We start from the raw sequence: 18954 nt of genomic DNA, 5'->3' as shown, positions 1-18954 counted from the left end.
ATTAAATAATTAATGTTCAAAGCCGGGCCGATTGATATATGGCGCTACTAATTCCGCTGGGATAAAGCTGGCTCTATAAGAAGACATCCCTGTTTTAATCAACCATTGGAAACGCCCTTGCAGATTGGTGAGTACCACTGTATTGCGTTTGGTGGCACATACCAGTATCGAGGAATCGCCCACGTAGTAGCTGCTGCCCATGCGTTCATTATAGTACTCTGGTGGCAATTTGGTATCGGTAACGGGAACGGCTGTATGTTGTTGTTGGTCCAGCCGGAATTCCAATGTACGAGATGTTTTTTTACTTACACCATTATCGAAGAACATTAGATTGCCCTGGCGATTGATATGTACGGCATGTGCCTGATCAAAGTAAGCACTGTCTGGCAGTTGGAAGTCTCCGTTTTTACCGAATGTCCAGATATGTTTGCCGCTATGGGCATCGATTTTCCAGATCTGGCCATTGTTGTAAAAAGAAATGAGATAGTTGCCATCCTTGTCGATAGCGATACAGTTGGCATGCATCCAATCGTGCTTGTCTTTTAGAATATTCTTATCCAGTAAAGGATCTATGGCATCAAATACCGTCCATTTCCATACTTGGTGTCCCTGTCGATCTAACAAGAGAATGCCGTCTCCCTTAATCGTATCATTAACGCTGCCGCCTATACGACGCAGGTCCATTACTTTCTCTTCTACACAAAGCGTAATCAATTGTCCCGCTTCGTTTTCCAGGATTTCGTGGTGGATAGTCTGTTTGAAATCATTTTGTCCTTTCTTCAGGTTTAGCAGTGTATCGCCAGTGAGGGAAACCTCCAGGATCTGATCGCCATAGCTGGTTTCGTATGCCGGACCACCCAATAAACCCAGTACCGTATGGTTTTTGGTGAAGCGAGCCACTTTATAACCCGTTCCTTGAACTTGGTGATACCAGACAAGCGCTCCCTTGGCATTGACCATACAAACCATACCAGGATCATCTCTTTTCGTCAGCAGCACATACCCGGTTTTAAAGGAGGCCGGAAGTACGGAACTATCCGGGCATACTACCTGGAAGATGTCCTTCAGCCACAAGGGCAGGCTGTTGGTGGTAAAATCATACATTTTACTTTCCTTGAGACGACTGCCATGGCCGGTCAATATCTTGTATTCATAGGCAGTGGCGGGCGCCAATCCTGTCAGAATGAGCTGGTGTTGGAGCTGATGCTTGGATAATGGCGTTTGTATTTTTTGCTGTTCTTTTCCTTTAGGCCAATACACGACGGCTGCATCTGTAGTATCTGTACACTGCACGGCCGCAATGACTTTCAGTGCATTTTCTCCTGCCGGCCGGAGGGTAATGGCTGTTACATCGTTACTGCGCTGGTTGAAACAAGCGGTCAAGGCCAGCAGCAATGAGGCTGCCACTGAAAATAGTGGCAGCCTACGCTGAGTTTTATGAAATTGATTCATGAGCATCGTGTCTCCCTTAATTTCGTCTGTCGCCATTGCTCAGACTATGGTTCATATCTGTTTGTGCCTGCGGATAAGAGAAATATTTATCTCTTGGCATAACGATCGTTGGTGTCAGGTTCACTGCTTTCAGATATTTGTTGACTACCGCATCATATTTACCCATGCGGATCAAGTCCTGACGGCGTTTGCATTCAAAGAAGAATTCCCAGCCGCGTTCTTGCAAAATAGCATCACGCAATGCATCTTTTGTGAAAGTGCTCGCATCCGCCAGCAAAGGCGCATGTGAACGACCTTTCACGCGGTTAATCAGGCTGATGGCTTCTGGTGTAGGGCCACTCAGCTCATTGATTGCTTCCGCTCTACTCAACAGGATATCCGCATAACGCAGGATCGGGAATACGTGACCATCATAATAAGTAGTAGATCCATTCGGATCTGCAAACTTCTTGGTGGCTACATCCGGCATGTAGTAATAACCGGCTGGCGGCTTCGTAGAGCCATCTGGCGACTGCATATAATGCAATCCATCCGTACCCACATAATCGTAATAGAACATCTGTTTACGGTCATCATTATTGTCGAACGTGTTCCAGAAATACCAGGTTACGGCGAAATACTGCCATCTGTCTGTTACCTGTGGATTGTTCAGCGGACCGAAGTGGTTCATGATTTCCACGGCATCTGTCAATGGATCTGCCAGGGCATAGAAGATGCTCTCTTGGCACCATTTGTTCTTTTCTGCAAACAGTCCGGAGTAAGAAGGATACAGATCATACCCTAATGCCATTACCTGTGTGGTCAGGTCCAGTGCCTTCTGCCACTCATGCTCGCGCATGTACAGCTTGCAGAGCAAAGACAGAGCCGCCCCTTTGGAAGCGCGTCCGATATCGTTGGTGCTGTAAATAGGATTGCTGACATAATTGACTGGAAGATGCGCTGCGGCATATTCCAGGTCGCTGATGATGAGTTTATTGATGTCTGCTACCGGACTAGGAGCGAGCGCCGCTGTGTAATCGGGGCTACTTTCGTTCTTCGCCACTGTTTCTTCCGTTACCAGGATTGCCGGCCCGAAAGCATCTGTTAAATCTACATAACCGAGGGCGCGGAGAAATTTCAACTCAGCGGTGAACTGGGTTTTCTGATCATCCGTCAGGGAAGTCATTTTAGGAATATGATACAGCGCGATATTGGCGTCTGTTACCAGTTTATACTGGTGCTGCCAGGCGAAAGCCAGGTAGGTATTGGCAGGCGCCCATTGACATTCGGACATCAAGCCTACATCACCACCGGAACTCGCATGACCGATATCGGTGGTAAGATCAGAGATAGTTACCTGGAAACCTGCATAATACATCCAGGCATCAGAACGGCCACTAGGTTGCTTCAATCGGGAGTAAACCCCATTGACAGCCGCTTTGGCATCACTCAGCGTAATAAAGGCATTGTCGCCGGTCAGGTAACTATATACCTTGGGTTCTACTGTTTTCTCACAGGCGGTGGCTCCTGCCAGGAGGGCGGCCAGTGCGATATATTTCAATTTCATTTTTCTCATCGTTACAGGTTAAAAGTTCACTTTAAGGCCCAGCGTATAAGTGCGATAAGCAGGGAAGGCCGTATAATCCAGACCTGAGTTCATGTTGGCATTAGACCCGCTGCTATTCAGATTGGTGTTCACTTCCGGATCAGATCCTGTGTATTTTGTAATGGTAAACAGGTTCTGTACGGAGCCGTATATACGAATTCCTTTAACCGCTTTCAGGAATGATCTGGCGGTAGGAACATTATATCCCAGCGTGACCATTTTACAACGCAGATAAGAAGCATTTTCTACAAAACGGGAATTCACCATACCGCCATAGGCAGTGGAATAACCATCTCTTGGAATGTCTGTATTCTCGTTGTTGGTAGTCCAGCGGTTCAACGCATCTTTACCAGGGCCAGATTCGAGTACCAGTCTGGTGGCGTTATACAGGCTGTAATCCAGTGCGCCTTGCAGGAAGATGGAGAGATCGAAATTACCAAAGGTGAAATCATTGCTGATACCGTAGATGTAATGTGGGTTGGCATGACCGAGATAAGTACGGTCGTTGGCATCAATTTTACCATCTGGTTTGCCATTCGGGCCACTCAGATCTTTGTACTTTGGATCGCCTGGTTTAGCATTAGGTTGTGCAGGATGTGCTTCACCAGATTTGATAACGCCGTCATATACATAACCATAGAAGGTGCTCAGTTCCTGACCTGGGGCCAGTCTGGTGAAGTCCAGGCCACGACCGCCATAGAAATTGGCAGTTTGTGTAATGATGTATGGCAGTCCACCTAAATCTAAACAGGTCTGTTTGTTATACGCAATATTCAACGTGGTATTCCAAGTGAAATGTTTGCTGCGGAAGTTTTCTGTGTTGATACCCAGTTCCACCCCTTTGTTTTCAATAGCACCGGCATTCACGGTTTGTGTCTGGAAACCGTTCCAGTCGCCGATTGGAATATCGAAGATCAGGTCATTGGTTTTCTTGCGATAGAAATCGATGGTGGCATTGACCTTATTATTGAAGAAGCCCATATCGATACCCAGATCTACTTGTGCGGTGCTTTCCCAATGCAGGTTTGGATTCGGCAAACGTGTAGCTACGGTACCGCCATAGCTGTCGCTGCCCTCACCGAGCGATACATTGGTAGGGCCAAACAGCGGTAGGTAGGTATAATAACCGATACGGTCGTTACCTGTTCGTCCGTAACCGCCTCTGATCTTCAGGTTGGAGAAGATATTGAGATCTTTGATAAATTGTTCATCGGAAGCTCTCCATGCCAGTGAGAAAGAAGGGAACAGGCCATAACGTTTGTTCATGCCGAATGCACTGGAGCCATCGCGGCGGAAAGTGGCTGTCAGTAGATATTTATCAAACAGTGTATAGTTCAGACGACCATAAGTGGAAGCCATTTTACCAGGAAGGGTTTGGCTGCTGCTGGTCAATCTTTCCGTACCTGCGTCCAGGTTATGATACAGATAAGCGTCTGTACTGAATTTCTGCACCAGGGAGTAGTGCTTATCGTATTGATCATACTGATAAGATGCACCCAGTACGAAATTGATGGAGTGGATTTTATTGAAGATCTTTCTATAGGTAAAATAACCTTCAATCAAGCTTCTGGAAGTAGCGAGATCGTTGACACTGGCTTTGCCTCCTACTTTTTCACCGTCTACCAGGTCGCGTGGCAGGTAAGTGCCCTCTTTGGTGGTGGTATTTTCCACACCGCCGTTGACGCGGAAGTTCAGCCCTTCGATGATCTTGTAATCCAGGTACGCATTGAAGTTTACTTTATTCTCGAAACGATCATTGGTAGGGGCCAACAGCCATGCCAGCGGGTTATCTCTACCGTGGAAACGCGCGAATGTACCATTATCATTGTATACCGGGATAGCAGGTGATGCGGTAAGCACACCATACATCACGTTCGACGGAACGATATTCCCATCATAGGTTTTAAAGTTCGTATAGGCGTGAGAGAGGTATACGTTAGCGCCGGTTTTGAAGCGATCGCTAAATTGACGGTCGTAGTTCAATCGCACAGAATAGCGGGTATAGCTGGTATTTTTGAGGGCGCCTTCCTGGTTGAAATAGTTACCAGAAAGGGACACTCTATCAGGACCGCTACCACCGCTGATGCTGAGGTTGTGGCTCTGTACCAGACCTGGGCGGGTAGCGAGTTTGAACCAGTCGTTATCTCTGCCGCTGGCCAGATCGGCAGCGGTGTAGTAGTCGGGTAACCCTTTTTCATTGGCCTTCGCATTCGTCACTTTCATATTCTCCAGGCCGTTCATTTTATTATATTCTTTGGCGATGCGCTGGGTACCCATGTAGCCATCGTATTGGATATTGGCTTTACCGGATTTACCGCGTTTGGTAGTGATCATCACCACCCCGTTTGCGCCTCTGGAACCGTAGATCGCCGTGGAGGACGCATCTTTCAATACCTGGATATCATCAATATCATTCGGGTTGATGTCTTTCCCTGTTTCTGACGGGAACCCATCTACGATATACAGTGGTTCGTTGGTAGATTTGATAGAGTTACCGCCGCGGATGCGCACGATGGTTTGGCCGCCAGGAGCGGAGTTGCTTTGGCTAACTTGTACACCGGCAGCGCGTCCCTGGATAGCCTGGGCAGCATTGCTTACCACACCACCATTGTTCATCTGATCGCTGGAGATGGAGCTGATAGAACCAGTCAGGTCTTTCTTTTTAGCAGTACCATAACCTACTACCACCACATCGGAGAGATGGGATACATCGGCTTCCAGCACCACTTTCAAGGAAGTATTTTTACCCTCGAATTTTACGGAAGAAGTTCTGAACCCTACCATAGAAAACTCGATGGTTTCACCGGCATCTGCGTGGATAAGGAAAGTACCGTCCGGTTTGGAGATGGTTCCCTGCTTGGTACCTTTAACAGTAACGGTTACACCGGGAAGGGGTTCTCCTTTATCATTGGTCACTACCCCGCGGATATCGACTGGTGGAGGCGGAGTAGTAGCCGGTTGTGCCGACGTTTTAGTTTTAACAATAATAGCGCCGTTCTCGATGGAGTAAGTCAGTGGTTGATTGCGCATCAGGAGATTGAGGGCTTCTGATACGGGCATCTTGTTCACAACGAGGTTGGAGCGGTTGCCTTTTTCGAGCAGACTTTCATCTGCCAGGATATTGAGTCCTGTTTGTTTGCTAATTTCCCTGAATGCATCTTTTGTGGAGGCATCGTGTAGGGATAGACTCACCAACTGCTCTTGGGCGCCGGCATGTGCCTGCATGCCTGTGGTGAGGCATAGCAGGGCCAGTAGCTTGCTGACCCTTGAACGATTCATGAAACGCCGGTCATTTGCATGCCGGGTACTGGCAATAGTGCTTAACTGCATACTTCTGCAAGTTTTGATTTAGATATGTGGTTAGGTTGCAATTCTCTTGTTCCTGTCAGTTGCTTTGGTTGATATGATTGTTCACTGTTAATCCCCTTGTACTATGAGTTTCTTCCCTTCTAGTCGGAATGAAATATCGTTGGCGTTGAGCATCTTCAGTACGTTCATCAAGGAGCTGTTGCGGTTGATGATGCCGAAAAACTTCCTTGGCTTGATATGGCCTTCATAGACAATTTCCACGTTGTACCAGTGGGCAAACTGTCGTAATACCGTGTTTAGGTCTGTGTTTTCAAACTGGAACAGTCCTTCTTTCCAGGCAATAATTTCCGCCGTATTGATATGGTCCAGCTTCCGCATTTTCCCAGCATTGTCCACTTGCGATTGTTGGCCGGGCGTGAGCAGCATGCTTTCCGTATTGCTGCTAACTTTCACAGAGCCTTGTAGTAGGGTAGTGCTGATATGTTGTTCGTCTGTATAGGCGTTAATATTCAGACTGGTGCCCAGTACATCAATGGTGGTATTTTGTACCGTAATACGGAATGGTTGCTGGGGATTGGCGGCCACTTCAAAGTAAGCTTCTCCTTCCAGGCTGATATGCCTTTCCTTACCAGAGAAGGAAGCCGGGAAATGGATAGAAGAGGCGGCATTGAGCCATACGCGGCTACCGTCGGCGAGTGAAAGCGTATAGGTTTCACCGGGAGCGGTAGACAGTGTATTGTATACCGGGGCCGTAGTATTGGTAGACGCGGTATACACCAGTTGGCCATTGTTATTGGAAATAGAACTATTGCCTTGTTGCCCTACTATCTGGTTGCCGGCGCTGTCCAGCACGATTTTTTCTCCGTTGGCGAGGGTAAGTACCGCCCTGTTTTTCCCCGGAGCAATATCGTGGGTGGCAGCGATGGCCGGTTGTTGCGGGGATGACTGGTGTTTCCAGGAATTTCGTATAACCGGGATAGTGATTAGGGAGACGACAGCCGCTGCTGCCAAGTATTTCCATCTGGTAATGAACCAGGGCTTTGCTGGTTTTTCTGTGGAATGAATATGTTGGAGTAATGCCTTTCTGACCCGGTTGCCCGGTTCTCCTGCATCCGCATTGCTATTGTCTGTCATTTGGCGGAAAGCGACATGGATAGCGGTAAGCAGTGTACGGTCGGCTTCTGGGCGCTGGATATAATCCATTAGCTCCATTGCCTCTGTAGGACTGCATTTCCGTTCCTGCCATCGTTGCAGCAGCAGTTGGTAATATTCACTGTTCTTTTCTGTCGGCATATATATACTATCCCAAAAAATGAAGGTAGGGTGGGTCGGGCCGAAAAAAAATTTTGGTTAATGCTGGTTGATCAATACATCCGTAAAGAGGAGGAGCAGTAAAGTACCGTCTGCATGCTCGTAAAAAAAGGATTGAATACTTTTCAGCGCCAGTACCATGTGTTCTTTCACTGTATTCCTGGAAATGCCCAGTTCAGTTGCGACCTCCTCATAAGATTTACTTTCTTCTCTGCAGAGCCGGAATACACGTTGCCTTTGTGGGGGCAACTGTGTAATGGCATCTCGCAGCAATGCCTCATACTGTTTCCATAATAGTCGGGTGTCCGCATCTTCCGTCTGACGGTGCAATTCCATCATGGCTCTGCTTCGTAGTTCTTCATCTGCGGCAATTTTTTTCAATAATTTAAAGACGTGATTGCGGGTAATCCGATAAAGATAACCCCTGAAAGAGCGCTCAGGATCTACCCGCTCCCTGATCTCCCAAATCTTGATGAATACTTCCTGTAAGGCATCTTCGGCAAGTTGGGGGATAGCGATAAAGTGTAGGATATAGGAGTATAGCGATGGGTAATGTTGGTTGTATAAGGCTATAAAAGCCGTCTTATTGCCCTTTCGCAACTCCTCTAACAGAATAGCCTCTTCATTGCTCACTGAATCACGATTTGGAAACTAAAATACAATTTTGAAGTTAAATTTATTGTCCAATTTTAAATTTATACAAATTAATACCGGTCAGAACAGTAGAAAATAGAAAATTTTTTATTTTCGCTGTATGAGAAAAACCAAATGGCTGATCGCAGCAGATAAGATTCAGCTTTACCCATTCAGAGTTTACAGACCCATCGCCGTAGTTGTCGGCATTATCCTCATCGCATTATGGACGTTCTGTGTTCGAGACTCCCCAAGGCTGCAACAGGGAGCTTCCGCAATCAATGGCTACGCCATAGTTGTATTCTTTTGCGCATTATGGTTTGCCTATGGTAATACCATTGTCATCTTTGATGCCGGACAAAGACGCTTTTTCAGAAAACTGGGCGGATTGATTTCCACTTCCGGTATTAGCTTCGATGATCTCGCGGCTATCCAGGGTGTGACGCACAATACCAGCGTTGTTTTCAGAGCGTTCACCAAACAAAATCGCCACGGTAAGGGACATACGATTTCCTCTTACTATGGCGGATGGAACGACAAAGATGCCATCGTTTTCCAGGAAGAGGTACTGCCGGCGCTGGATCATATGGTATTCGGTGCTGCCGAATCCAGACCAGTGGCCACTTATGTACCTATTACTGACTTCAGCTTCTACTCCCCGAAAGATGGAGGCTATGAACTGAAGCAAAGGAAAATCGGCTTGATCATCTTTGTGCTGGCACTCCTGGCCTGGTGGATATACGGACTTACCCATCCGGAATTTGCCAATAAGGGCAATAGTACCGCCCACAACATCGCGGTATGGTTCCCTTTTGTACTGCTGGTCATCTTTGCGTATGCTTACGGCTCCTGCATGTTCGACAAGCAAAATGGCAAAATGGTCCGTACTTATTTTTTCGGGTTCGTCAAAAAAGAATACATGTTCACCGATTTTGTACGCTTCCACATCGTGAGAAAAACTACAAACTTCACGTATTCTGGAACAGAGATCAGGATGGAATTCGCAATACCTAACACCAATAAAAGTCGGTTTATCTCCCTGCGTAACTTCAATGGCACCAAGCAAATTGACAGGTTCCTGGAAGAAACCTCCGATATCATGGGCGTTAGAAGATAACTTTATTCACTAAATACATTAACAGCAGGTACGCCATGTACCTGCTTTTTTATTGCCTATATTTTTTTATTCCATTGGCATTTGGTATTTTTTGTGACAAAATGAGTTGCCTATACTCACCTTTGAAACCAAATGTACTGAGTTACCTATACTCACCTTTGAAACCAAATGTACTGAATTGCATATGATCACCTTTGAAACCAAATGTTATGAAAACGACTGGGAATTTGTATTACATCCCAACAGAATGCGGCAGATCCTGGATCGTTGTGGCTACCCCTTCCAGGAAAAAACAGTCCTGATCAATAATGTCAACAACCCCGAGAAAGTAAAACGGGAAGCGGATAAATTGATCCGGGCAGGTCTGCTAGACCGATGGATACACGTAGAAGAACATGCCGCAGCTATCTTGGATTTCTTCCAGTTGGAGAAGCAAGATTTTAAAGGAGGCTATTACTATTCCATCGCGGAGCTGGCCGGCATCTATTTCTGTAATACGCCCTTTCTCCTGCATTTCTCCAGCGACAGTATCCCCGATGGCTCCGATCATAATTGGATTCCTGCCGCCATGCAGCTCATGGATACCCGAAAAGATATACTGGTGGCCAATGCCACCTGGGATTATAGGTTTGAACATGCTGCATCAGAGGCCTTTACCTCCCTGGATGGTTTTTATCTGGGCTATGGATTCTCGGATCAGTGTTACCTGGTTCGGACTGCCGACTTTCGTAAACCCATATACGGAGAGCACCATGTCTTGTCTGAACGGTACCCTGCATATGGCGGAGAGCTATTTGAAAAGCGGGTAGATAGCTATATGCGGAATCATCAGTTGTTCCGTATTACGAGTATGCAATCCAGTTATATACACCGGAATTACCCTGTAGGAGGCCCTTTGCGAAGAATAATGAAATGGGGATTGTTGTTGAATAAATCTATTGAATAATGAAATGCGCAGGTTGTGTAAATTTATTTACACACGCTTCCTCAACTGCTGTCGTAACGCTTTAATGTTTTAGCGAAAATTAGCGTATAAATAATTGAAAATCATACAAATATTTTTAAGGAAAATGGCCACATGCATATAGGTATAATTGTTGATGAGCGTTTTTAATGCAACAACGAGTAAGTCGCGGTAAGATGGAATAAACCCAGTTTGTTGATTAAAAATGTTTATAGATGGTACAAGATGACCAATCCACGAAGAAGTCATTACCTGTAAACTCCGATTCTCCAGTAACCCAACCTAATATTGCTGTAACTGCTGAGCATACATTGGAACCAACAGGAATGAACCATATCCAGGCACTTTCAGCCGATGAGGAATCATCCCGCTTTCATAAGATGATTGAGCAGGTGGAAGATTATGCCATATTAATGTTGGACATCCACGGTATAGTGTTGAACTGGAATAAAGGGGCACAAAAGATAAAAGGTTATACGGAGCAGGAAATAGTAGGGCAACATTTTCGGATCTTTTATCCGCTGGAAGATCAGCGCCATCACTTGCCGGAGCAACTGATCGCTGAAGCGGTAGCTAAGGGTAAGGCCTTACACGAAGGCTGGAGGGTACGCAAAGATGGCACCGCCTTCTGGGGGAGTATTGTGATCACTACCATACATGATGAAGAGAATAACATCATTGGTTTCTCCAAAGTGACCCGCGATCTTACCGAAAGACGGAATGCAGAGCAAAAAATATTGAATTATACCCAGCAATTGGAAGCGCAGAATAGGGAACTCCAGAAATTTGCCTTTGCAGCCGCTCATGATATGAAAGAACCCCTGCGTAAAATTCAGCTCTACAATTCCATTGTACTACAAGCAGAAGGACTCCATCTGAATAGCCGGCAGCAAGGATACCTCTTACGCTCCGCGGACGCGGCCAGTCGCATGCAGCAATTGATTGATGATATGCTAGCCTTCACCCGGATCACCGAGCAAGACATGCCCTTTGAAAAGGTAAACTTGCAGGAAACCCTCCAAGAACTGGAGTTTTTCTTCCGGGATACATTAGATCAAGTACATGGGCATATCCAAATAAAAGGCCTGCCTATAGTGAATGGCATTCCATTTCAATTAAGACAGTTGTTTGAAAACCTGATTAGTAACTCCCTGAAATACCGACAGAAGGCGGTTTCCCCAGAAATTGTGATAGAAAGTGCCCTGGAGTCCCATCCCCATTGGATGGCAGGCAAAAATGAGCGGGTATATCACATCAAATTCTGTGATAATGGGATAGGATTTGAACAACATTATGCTGAGAAGATTTTTGAAATGTTCGAAAGACTGCACACCCGGGAACAATTTCCAGGAACGGGTATAGGACTCGCCATCTGTAGAAAAATTACGGAGAATCACCGTGGCAGCATCTATGCCTCTGGCAAAATAGGACAGGGCGCATCATTCGACATTTATCTGCCCGCATAATCACTGGTATTTTCCTGCACATCTTGACTAATATTGACTCGCTGTGGGCACAGTTCCAATATTTTCATCGCGATAGCCGATAGCTCTGCAGCGGTCACAGGTTTAGAAAAATAGGCGACAGCGCCTGATGCCATACACCGACTTACATGCTCCGGCGCCGCAGATGTACTCCATACCACCTTGGGGATATTGGGATATAACTGCTCCTGGTGTAGCAGCTCCAGCACCTCTGCTGCATTCATGAGGGGCATGCTGTAGTCCAGCATAATGATATCTGGCAACGTTGCCGCTGCGCATTTTCTGAGGTACCCGAAAATTTCTTGACCTGTTTGTAAACAAACTATTTCTGCTTTGGGGTCGAAATGTTCTAACATTTCACGGATCAAATCGCGGTCGTCCCGGTCGTCATCCGCCAACAAAATCTTTTTGTTATTCATAGTATCCTGATAACAGTTAAATATAGGCGTTGGTTGCGCATGCTTAAAATATATTGCTATATGAATTCTGTACAGCGATAGATGACATCTGATCTGGTCTAAAATAATAAAACTGAATCTGTTTTAGTTCCTTTGAATCATTCATTTTTGCAGGGTAAAAAGATCCACTATGCAAATTATCAATAGCACTATGGAAGATATCAATACGATATTTGACCTGTATGATGCTGGAACTGCTTTTCAAAAACTCCATGCAACTCGCCACTGGCAAGGATTTGATCGGGAGATGGTTGCCCGTGAAATAACTGCACAACGCCAATGGAAAATATTGGAAGATGGGGTGGTGGTATGCGTGTTTGCCACCACTTTCAATGACCCGGATATCTGGCAGGAAAAGGACAATGAGCCATCCCTGTATGTCCACAGAATAGCCACACATCCTGATTATAGGGGCAAGGGCTATGTGAGTCACATCGTAGCATGGGCAAAGGCATATGCCATCGAACATGGGCGGGAGTACCTGCGCCTGGATACAGGCAGTGGCAACGACAGGCTCAATGCCTATTACATGAGCTGTGGTTTCCAGTTCCTAGGTATTGTGAAATGTAATTCCCCTGAATTACCAGCACATTATCAAAACGCGACTTTCAGTCTCTTCGAGATTAAGTTGTAGGCGTATTTTATCTGCGGCAGTCCGGAATGCCGTCAGATCACTACCGCAAAGTCATTTCGAGCATAATCATGTGTTTACAGGGAATGCCATTTTCCACTAATGGCGTATCATAATGTTCCAAGAAGAAATTCTTCCTGATACTTGAAATGTCAAAACCCATTTTCTGGTAAAGGTATAATTGCCCCACAGAGGAATTTGCTGTGCCGATTAACAGGTGGGGAACTTGGTGTTTACTGGCTTCTATTATGACATGTTGTAGGAGCAACTGCCCCAATCCCTGGCCCTGAAAAGCTTCTTCCACCGCGAGGTTCCGTATCTCCCAATGGTCGGCATCATCCGTTGATACTACACAAATACCGATCGTCTGTTCTGCCTTCACTGCTACGTATATGCGAGACCGGTAGATGTAGGATTGTATCATTTTCTCCGAAGGGTCTGCCAGTAGCAATAAGGCCATAGGCAAGGGTCCTGATGTGTCTAAGGTTTCGATTACTATATCCGCCGCTGTCAATTTCATGCTGCCAAAGGTAATGTATCCTTACTGTAATTGCTGAAGGATTTCGGAGATAGAAAAGTTGGCGGCACATACATATTCATCAGCAGCCCCGTAATAAATCAGTAGTTCATCGCCATTTACAATATGCCCGTTGGTGAAAACAACTTTCCCGAAAAATCCATTCAGTTCATAGCTTTCCAGCGGCTCCATGATGGGATCTTCTGTGCGGGCCAGTACTTTGGAAGGATCTTGTAAATCCAGCAGCACGGCCCCCAGACAATAACGATGCGCTGCATCGGCGCCATGATAAATGGCTAGCCAACCTTCCTTGGTGCGTATAGGCGCAGCACCTGCGCCCACTCGCTCACTGTCCCAATAACCAGGACGGGTGCGCACTATGCAGGTATGATGCCCCCAGTGAATAGTATCAGGGGAAGACGCGAGCCAAATGTAATTGCCACCCAACGCTACACTACTCGGACGATGAAAGGCGTAATATTGACCGTGGATCTGCTCTTCGAAAATTGCACAGTCCTTGTTGTGCGGTGGTATAATCATGCCGTGCGACTCAAACTCTTGCCAGTTGCGGGTGGTTTTCATCCCCACGCCTACGCCATTCTCCGACACTGCTGTATAGGTGAGATAATAAGTGCCGTTCATTTCGGTCACTCGTACATCTTCTATCCCAAAGGATTCCAGGCCAGGCTGTCCGAAAATTGGCGGATAAGCGGGATCTTCCTGGAAATGGATATTGTCTGTGCTGGAGAGGAGCCGTAGATGGGAGAGGGTGGTGAGATAATCTGCTCCTTTGTAAGTAATCACCCTGGCATCGGTCATTACCAGGTCCGGATCATTGGTATGGATATCCTTGATGAGCATCCTATGCCCCGGTTGCAGGATGGGAAAAGAAATGATATCGGGCAATTGCGGCGGGCGTTCCGCCACCCTGATGGCCAGCCATGTTTTCCCCTGATAGCGGAATACGCCAGGGTTCAGCAAACAAACTACTTCCAAGCCAGGCTGACTGGGAGCAATATCCGCAGGGCGTAACAATGGGTTCTGCGGAAAACGGCGTGCAATATCTGTCATATTACCTTATTTTTTTACCGTGAAAAAAAATAACCCTCATGCCTATACGTAAAAAGAGCAGCCTAGGGGCTGCCTGCTGCTTTCAAAAACTGTTTGTGCCCGTAGGGCTAGACCTGCTACCAGCAATATCACAGACAATAATATTTTTTTCATTTATAGTAACAGGATTAGTCAGGGTAGTAAAGATAATAGGAGCAATTCCCGAATTGGAAAATATTTTTCCCGATGCGATCTATTTGCTTCACTATCAATGGATTAATATTGCATTGTCAAACGGTAGAATGTGATGTAAACTACTATTCCATGAAAACCCACTTTTTCATCAAAGTACATCGTCCTTGTTACTGGAAACCTCAAAATGTGCAGTTGGTTCCGCTATTCGGAAGATAGCGGAACCATATTTTTTTATTGTTTGAGGAAATCTGCTGCTGTAGTGGTTTTCTCTACCCAGACACCTGTACTCGCTTTCATCACAAATTCACTCATACCCACCTTGGTAGCACCTGGTGCCCAGTCATACGTATATCCCAGTCTGGTCCATGGATAGTGGAAATCAGTATTGGAGGTCAGCGGATGATAATACGCATAGATGATATAGTTATTGAACCAAGTCAGGTAATCATTGCCAACAGTAGACAGTGGCACCGGACCGGTGGTAGTGGTGGTAATATCCGGATTACCTGCCGGGCGATAAAGCTGGGAGGTAGGCACCCACATCTGCGCGATATGCGTATTGGTTTTAGCATTGCGTGGAGGTAGTCCTAGTAACTGGCATATACGTAGCACCGTATCAGTACCGGCAGCCAGCCCTGCTAGTTTGGCTTTCATCTGTGATGGCGCAAAGAGCCAGGCTTCGCCCCAAGTAGTGGTGATACTGTCGCCCTGCGGATAGCTGGAAGGGAAACGCATGAAAGTGGCCATCAGTACATATTGTTTACCATTGATGGTTTTCCACTGTAATCGTGTGTTCGTTGACGTTATTGGCCACAGTGTATCAATGATTTTTGAACTGTCGGTCGTCATCGCATCATGGATAGCGCTGGCATACCGAGCGCTATCGGTAGCGATGGGCGCAGGAGAGGAGGCGTCTTTTTTGCTACAAGATATAGTAGCCATCAGCATGAAGACGCAAAGCAGTTGCAATAATAGGTCACTTAGACGGGTGTTTTTCATAGTAAATTCTGGTTTATGATAAGGGTTATGTTGATTATTTTGTAAGGTTAGCAGAAGGTCAGGAGTGATAACTAATTGAAATAGTGCTGCAATTAATACAAATCTATTCATATCACCAAAATCTTTCCTGCAGTAAGGTTGCGGTGAAAAATATTTTTAAGAAGGATAGTACTAATTGGCCATTGGCCCGACTTCCCACCTACAGAGCAACCCGGTACTTGTGCATATACCTGAAACCCGTATCAACCAATAATCTGACATAAACCATTAACCGGTCGGGCATTATCTAACGCGAGGCATTCACCTGTAGATCTGCAGTATTTATTATCCACCCTTATCTCTAAACTATCTGTATGACCACCAATTCTATCCGTTACGGCGTATGGGGGGGCTTGGTTTCCCTGTGCTGCTGCCTTTTGTTATCCTGGTCTGTGCAAGCACAGGTAAGTCCTCCTGTTCCTGCTACCACTGCACAACACAACAAACAAGTGATTGGCTACATCACACAATGGGATGCCTGGAAAAATGTATCCGGCATCGTTCCCGCGGGGGGCTATAACCAGCTCAATGTGGATTATTCCCAGTACACGATCCTTAATTTCTCCTTTTTCGGCGTAGCACAAGATGGTTCGTTGCACAGCGGCGATTATCGCAACAAAAACATTTACCAGGCCAGCGCAGTACAGGCGCCTGCACCCCTGGTGGATGAAGACATCTACAGCAGTTGGGATATGTACTTGCTGTATGGAGAACTAGAAATTCTGTACTATATCAGCGATGGCAGTAATGCCTACAATCTTGGTTACCGCAACAGTGGTAGCGGATGGACCAATGTCAACACCGGCAAGAGCGGTAGCTTCCCGCTCTCTATTCACAAAGCTGGTGGCGCTCCCGGCATCATAGACCTGGCTCACCAGAAAGGAGTAAAAGTACTCGCTTCCATCGGCGGTTGGAGCATGTGCAAACACTACCCTGAAATGGCAGCCGATTCTGTTAAACGCAATCGTTTTATCGCCAGCGTGCAAACGCTGATCAGCATGGGATTTGACGGCGTGGATTTCGATTGGGAATATCCCAACGATCCTGGCATGAATATCATCAACTATAGCAGTGCCGACTATACGAATTTTGCTGTACTCGTTGAAAAAGTAAGAGCTGCGATAGGTCCCAACAAACTGATTACCGCCTGTTTCTCTGCATCGCCCTCCAAACTGCAAGGCTTCAACTGGGCGCGCCTAAACAATTCCATGGATTATTTCGACATGATGACGTACGATTACAATGGCGGATGGTCCAACAAAGCAGGCCATAATGCGCCACTGTATGATTATCCGGGAGCAGAGTATACGAACTTCTCACTCAATGCCACTACCACTGCGTTGCGTACATTAGGCGTAAACATGAGCAAAGTAACCCTCGGCGCTCCATTCTATGGTCGTGGTGTGATCACCAATGGCAATGCGACGTTGAATGCCCCTACGGTGAAACGCGCTGAAACTGTGCAACCGGATGGGCCCATTCAAACCTGCGCCGACTATACCAACTGGGCGAAAGACCTGTACGATGGTACGCCTACTTATAGCTATATCCTGCAACAAACCACCAGTGGCTGGACAGAATACTGGGATAGCATTGCACAGGTGCCCTATATGACCAAAGGCAACTTTTTCCTGAGTTATGACAACCCTCGTTCAATAGCCGCAAAAGCCCAGTATATCAAGGATAATAACCTAGCTGGGGTGATCGTATGGCAGGTATTCGGGGATATGTTGAATATGACCAGCAGTACAACTGCCTTTGGTAAACTGATTTACTGCCCTAATACCACCAGTCCGTTGGTGAACAAAATCAATGAGGTATTCGCCTCCGGTGCTGCGCCGAACAAGCCGCCGGTGGTGCAGATCACGTCTCCCGCAAATAACAGCACATTTGCAGGCCCCCTCAATATTACGATCACCGCCAATGCGACGGACTCCGACGGCGTGATATCCAACGTGGCTTTCTATAATGGAAATACCCTGTTGGGAACAGTTACCACAGCGCCTTACAGCTATACCTGGAACGGTGTGTCTGCAGGAAGTTACAGCCTGAAAGCCATTGCCACAGATAATAAAAATGCCAGCACCACCTCTGCTGCGGTGAATATTACGGTGACGGGTACTGCCAATAAACCGCCACAGGTAAGCATTACCGCCCCAGCGAATAATGCTACCTATACCGCGCCCGCCAGTATTACAATTACCGCAGCGGCGTCCGACAGTGATGGGGTAGTGAAGCAGGTAGCCTTCTATAATGGCAATACCTTACTGGCTACGGATACGACTGCGCCTTATTCCTACAACTGGACAGGCGTTGCCGCTGGAGGCTATACGCTCCGCGCCAAGGCCACAGATAACCTCGGAGCAGTGACCACCAGCGATACCATTCATGTAACCGTTACCGCGGCCAATCAACCGCCTACCGTGAGTATTACGGCACCAGCGAATAATGCCGTATACACTGCGCCCGCCACGGTTACTATTTCCGCTACTGCTGCTGATACGGATGGCACTATTACGCAGGTGGCATTTTACAATGGCACCACTTTGCTGTATACCGCTACCACAGCGCCTTATACTTATACCTGGAGTAATGTAAGCGCCGGAAGTTATGTACTCACCGCCAAAGCCACGGATAACAGTAACGCCACTACGACCAGCGCTGCAGTGAATATCACGGTGAATGGCAGCAGTAGTAATACCTGCAATGGTATCCCACTATGGGACCCTACAAAAGCTTACTGGGGTGGGGATTCCGCTGTCTATAACAGCAATCTCTACAAAGCCAAATGGTGGACACAAAACAACCGTCCAGATATCAGCACCGGCGATGGACAACCTTGGTTGCTAGTACGAGCCTGTACAGGTAGCCTGGCGGCCATCACAGGAACTGCGAGTATGGCGAAAGCGCCAGCGCCGGAAATAGGCCCTTCAGATGCGATTGTCGTATATCCGAACCCGGTAGCTGCTGGGGAAGCGCAACTGCGTTTCCAAGCCAATAGCGGGGATCAAATACTGATAGAAGTGACGGCATTGAATAGTGCATCCCCCATCCTACGACAGGTACATACGCCGGGCGCTAAAGGAGAACAACAAGTGCGGCTGGACCTCAGCAAAGTGCCTGCTGGTACTTGGTTTGTGCGTATTGTTAGTCGCAATACCGGCAAAGTGAGCAGTGTGAAACTGATAAAATTATAGTGGCTGCTTTTAT

14 protein-coding genes are annotated in these 18954 nt (G+C 46.8%); 5 read left to right on the top strand and 9 right to left on the bottom strand.

Translation table 11 applies throughout. The features are described from left to right. Positions 1–9 precede the first annotated feature (9 nt). The 5 genes from JO154_RS26200 to JO154_RS26180 form a co-directional block, all read right to left on the bottom strand. Positions 10–1488, bottom strand: coding sequence for an aryl-sulfate sulfotransferase (locus JO154_RS26200; RefSeq protein WP_291952104.1), 1479 nt, complete (start codon positions 1486–1488; stop codon positions 10–12). Beyond that, on the bottom strand, positions 1469–3007 hold the full coding sequence (locus tag JO154_RS26195) for a RagB/SusD family nutrient uptake outer membrane protein (RefSeq protein ID WP_291952101.1): 1539 nt from the start codon (positions 3005–3007) through the stop codon (positions 1469–1471). Before JO154_RS26195 ends, JO154_RS26200 begins: the two co-directional genes overlap by 20 nt. Positions 3008–3016: 9 nt before the next feature. Further along, positions 3017–6367 (bottom strand): TonB-dependent receptor, encoded by a 3351-nt coding sequence (locus JO154_RS26190; protein ID WP_291952099.1) that lies wholly within the window; start codon positions 6365–6367, stop codon positions 3017–3019. 87 nt (positions 6368–6454) lie between these two features. Beyond that, positions 6455–7639: a FecR family protein gene (locus tag JO154_RS26185; RefSeq protein ID WP_291952097.1), complete on the bottom strand. Its 1185-nt coding sequence runs from the start codon at positions 7637–7639 to the stop codon at positions 6455–6457. A gap of 57 nt (positions 7640–7696) precedes the next feature. Continuing rightward, the gene (locus JO154_RS26180; protein WP_291952095.1) at positions 7697–8290 is read right to left on the bottom strand and encodes an RNA polymerase sigma factor; all 594 of its coding nucleotides are present in this window, start codon (positions 8288–8290) and stop codon (positions 7697–7699) included. A 121-nt stretch (positions 8291–8411) separates the two neighbouring features. Between JO154_RS26180 and JO154_RS26175 the strand changes: the two genes are divergently transcribed. From JO154_RS26175 to JO154_RS26165, 3 genes are all read left to right on the top strand, one after another. Next, entirely contained in the window at positions 8412–9407 is a 996-nt protein-coding gene (locus JO154_RS26175) for a hypothetical protein (protein ID WP_291952093.1), read from the top strand. Between the two features lie 184 nt (positions 9408–9591). Next, a complete protein-coding gene (locus tag JO154_RS26170) occupies positions 9592–10353 on the top strand; it encodes a hypothetical protein (protein WP_291952091.1) in 762 nt (253 codons plus the stop codon). A 233-nt stretch (positions 10354–10586) separates the two neighbouring features. Beyond that, positions 10587–11837 carry a PAS domain S-box protein gene (locus JO154_RS26165; RefSeq protein ID WP_291952089.1) on the top strand — a complete coding sequence of 417 codons (1251 nt, stop codon included), beginning with the start codon at positions 10587–10589 and terminating at the stop codon, positions 11835–11837. Here the strand turns inward: JO154_RS26165 and JO154_RS26160 are convergent. Continuing rightward, positions 11822–12274, bottom strand: coding sequence for a response regulator (locus tag JO154_RS26160; protein ID WP_291952087.1), 453 nt, complete (start codon positions 12272–12274; stop codon positions 11822–11824). The genes JO154_RS26165 and JO154_RS26160 overlap by 16 nt on opposite strands. 169 nt (positions 12275–12443) lie before the next feature. Here JO154_RS26160 and JO154_RS26155 point away from each other — a divergent pair, with 169 nt between their 5' ends. Continuing rightward, positions 12444–12947, top strand: a complete 504-nt coding sequence (locus JO154_RS26155; RefSeq protein WP_291952085.1) for a GNAT family N-acetyltransferase — start codon at positions 12444–12446, stop codon at positions 12945–12947. A 40-nt stretch (positions 12948–12987) separates the two neighbouring features. Here JO154_RS26155 and JO154_RS26150 read toward each other — a convergent pair whose 3' ends face one another. From JO154_RS26150 to JO154_RS26140, 3 genes are all read right to left on the bottom strand, one after another. Further along, the gene (locus JO154_RS26150; RefSeq protein ID WP_291952083.1) at positions 12988–13464 is read right to left on the bottom strand and encodes a GNAT family N-acetyltransferase; all 477 of its coding nucleotides are present in this window, start codon (positions 13462–13464) and stop codon (positions 12988–12990) included. A 21-nt stretch (positions 13465–13485) separates the two neighbouring features. Then, complete coding sequence (locus tag JO154_RS26145) at positions 13486–14532, bottom strand: glycoside hydrolase family 130 protein (RefSeq protein WP_291952081.1); 1047 nt, start codon at positions 14530–14532, stop codon at positions 13486–13488. Positions 14533–14937: 405 nt separating this feature from the next. Then, positions 14938–15705: a hypothetical protein gene (locus tag JO154_RS26140; protein WP_291952079.1), complete on the bottom strand. Its 768-nt coding sequence runs from the start codon at positions 15703–15705 to the stop codon at positions 14938–14940. Between the two features lie 353 nt (positions 15706–16058). Here JO154_RS26140 and JO154_RS26135 point away from each other — a divergent pair, with 353 nt between their 5' ends. Beyond that, positions 16059–18941 carry a glycosyl hydrolase family 18 protein gene (locus JO154_RS26135; protein WP_291952077.1) on the top strand — a complete coding sequence of 961 codons (2883 nt, stop codon included), beginning with the start codon at positions 16059–16061 and terminating at the stop codon, positions 18939–18941. Positions 18942–18954: the final 13 nt, after the last annotated feature.

This window comes from Chitinophaga sp., assembly GCF_019236475.1.
Taxonomy (GTDB): domain Bacteria; phylum Bacteroidota; class Bacteroidia; order Chitinophagales; family Chitinophagaceae; genus Chitinophaga.
Note: the sequence above shows the minus strand (reverse complement) of the source record. Positions and strands in the feature narration are given on the sequence as shown.

Coding starts and splice junctions, on each gene's coding strand:
- JO154_RS26200 (WP_291952104.1), bottom strand. CDS start 1,488: ATGGCGACAGACGAAATTAAGGGAGACACGATGCTCATGAATCAATTT.
- JO154_RS26195 (WP_291952101.1), bottom strand. CDS start 3,007: ATGAGAAAAATGAAATTGAAATATATCGCACTGGCCGCCCTCCTGGCA.
- JO154_RS26190 (WP_291952099.1), bottom strand. CDS start 6,367: ATGCAGTTAAGCACTATTGCCAGTACCCGGCATGCAAATGACCGGCGT.
- JO154_RS26185 (WP_291952097.1), bottom strand. CDS start 7,639: ATGCCGACAGAAAAGAACAGTGAATATTACCAACTGCTGCTGCAACGA.
- JO154_RS26175 (WP_291952093.1), top strand. CDS start 8,412: ATGAGAAAAACCAAATGGCTGATCGCAGCAGATAAGATTCAGCTTTAC.
- JO154_RS26170 (WP_291952091.1), top strand. CDS start 9,592: ATGATCACCTTTGAAACCAAATGTTATGAAAACGACTGGGAATTTGTA.
- JO154_RS26165 (WP_291952089.1), top strand. CDS start 10,587: ATGGTACAAGATGACCAATCCACGAAGAAGTCATTACCTGTAAACTCC.
- JO154_RS26160 (WP_291952087.1), bottom strand. CDS start 12,274: ATGAATAACAAAAAGATTTTGTTGGCGGATGACGACCGGGACGACCGC.
- JO154_RS26155 (WP_291952085.1), top strand. CDS start 12,444: ATGCAAATTATCAATAGCACTATGGAAGATATCAATACGATATTTGAC.
- JO154_RS26150 (WP_291952083.1), bottom strand. CDS start 13,464: ATGAAATTGACAGCGGCGGATATAGTAATCGAAACCTTAGACACATCA.
- JO154_RS26145 (WP_291952081.1), bottom strand. CDS start 14,532: ATGACAGATATTGCACGCCGTTTTCCGCAGAACCCATTGTTACGCCCT.
- JO154_RS26140 (WP_291952079.1), bottom strand. CDS start 15,705: ATGAAAAACACCCGTCTAAGTGACCTATTATTGCAACTGCTTTGCGTC.
- JO154_RS26135 (WP_291952077.1), top strand. CDS start 16,059: ATGACCACCAATTCTATCCGTTACGGCGTATGGGGGGGCTTGGTTTCC.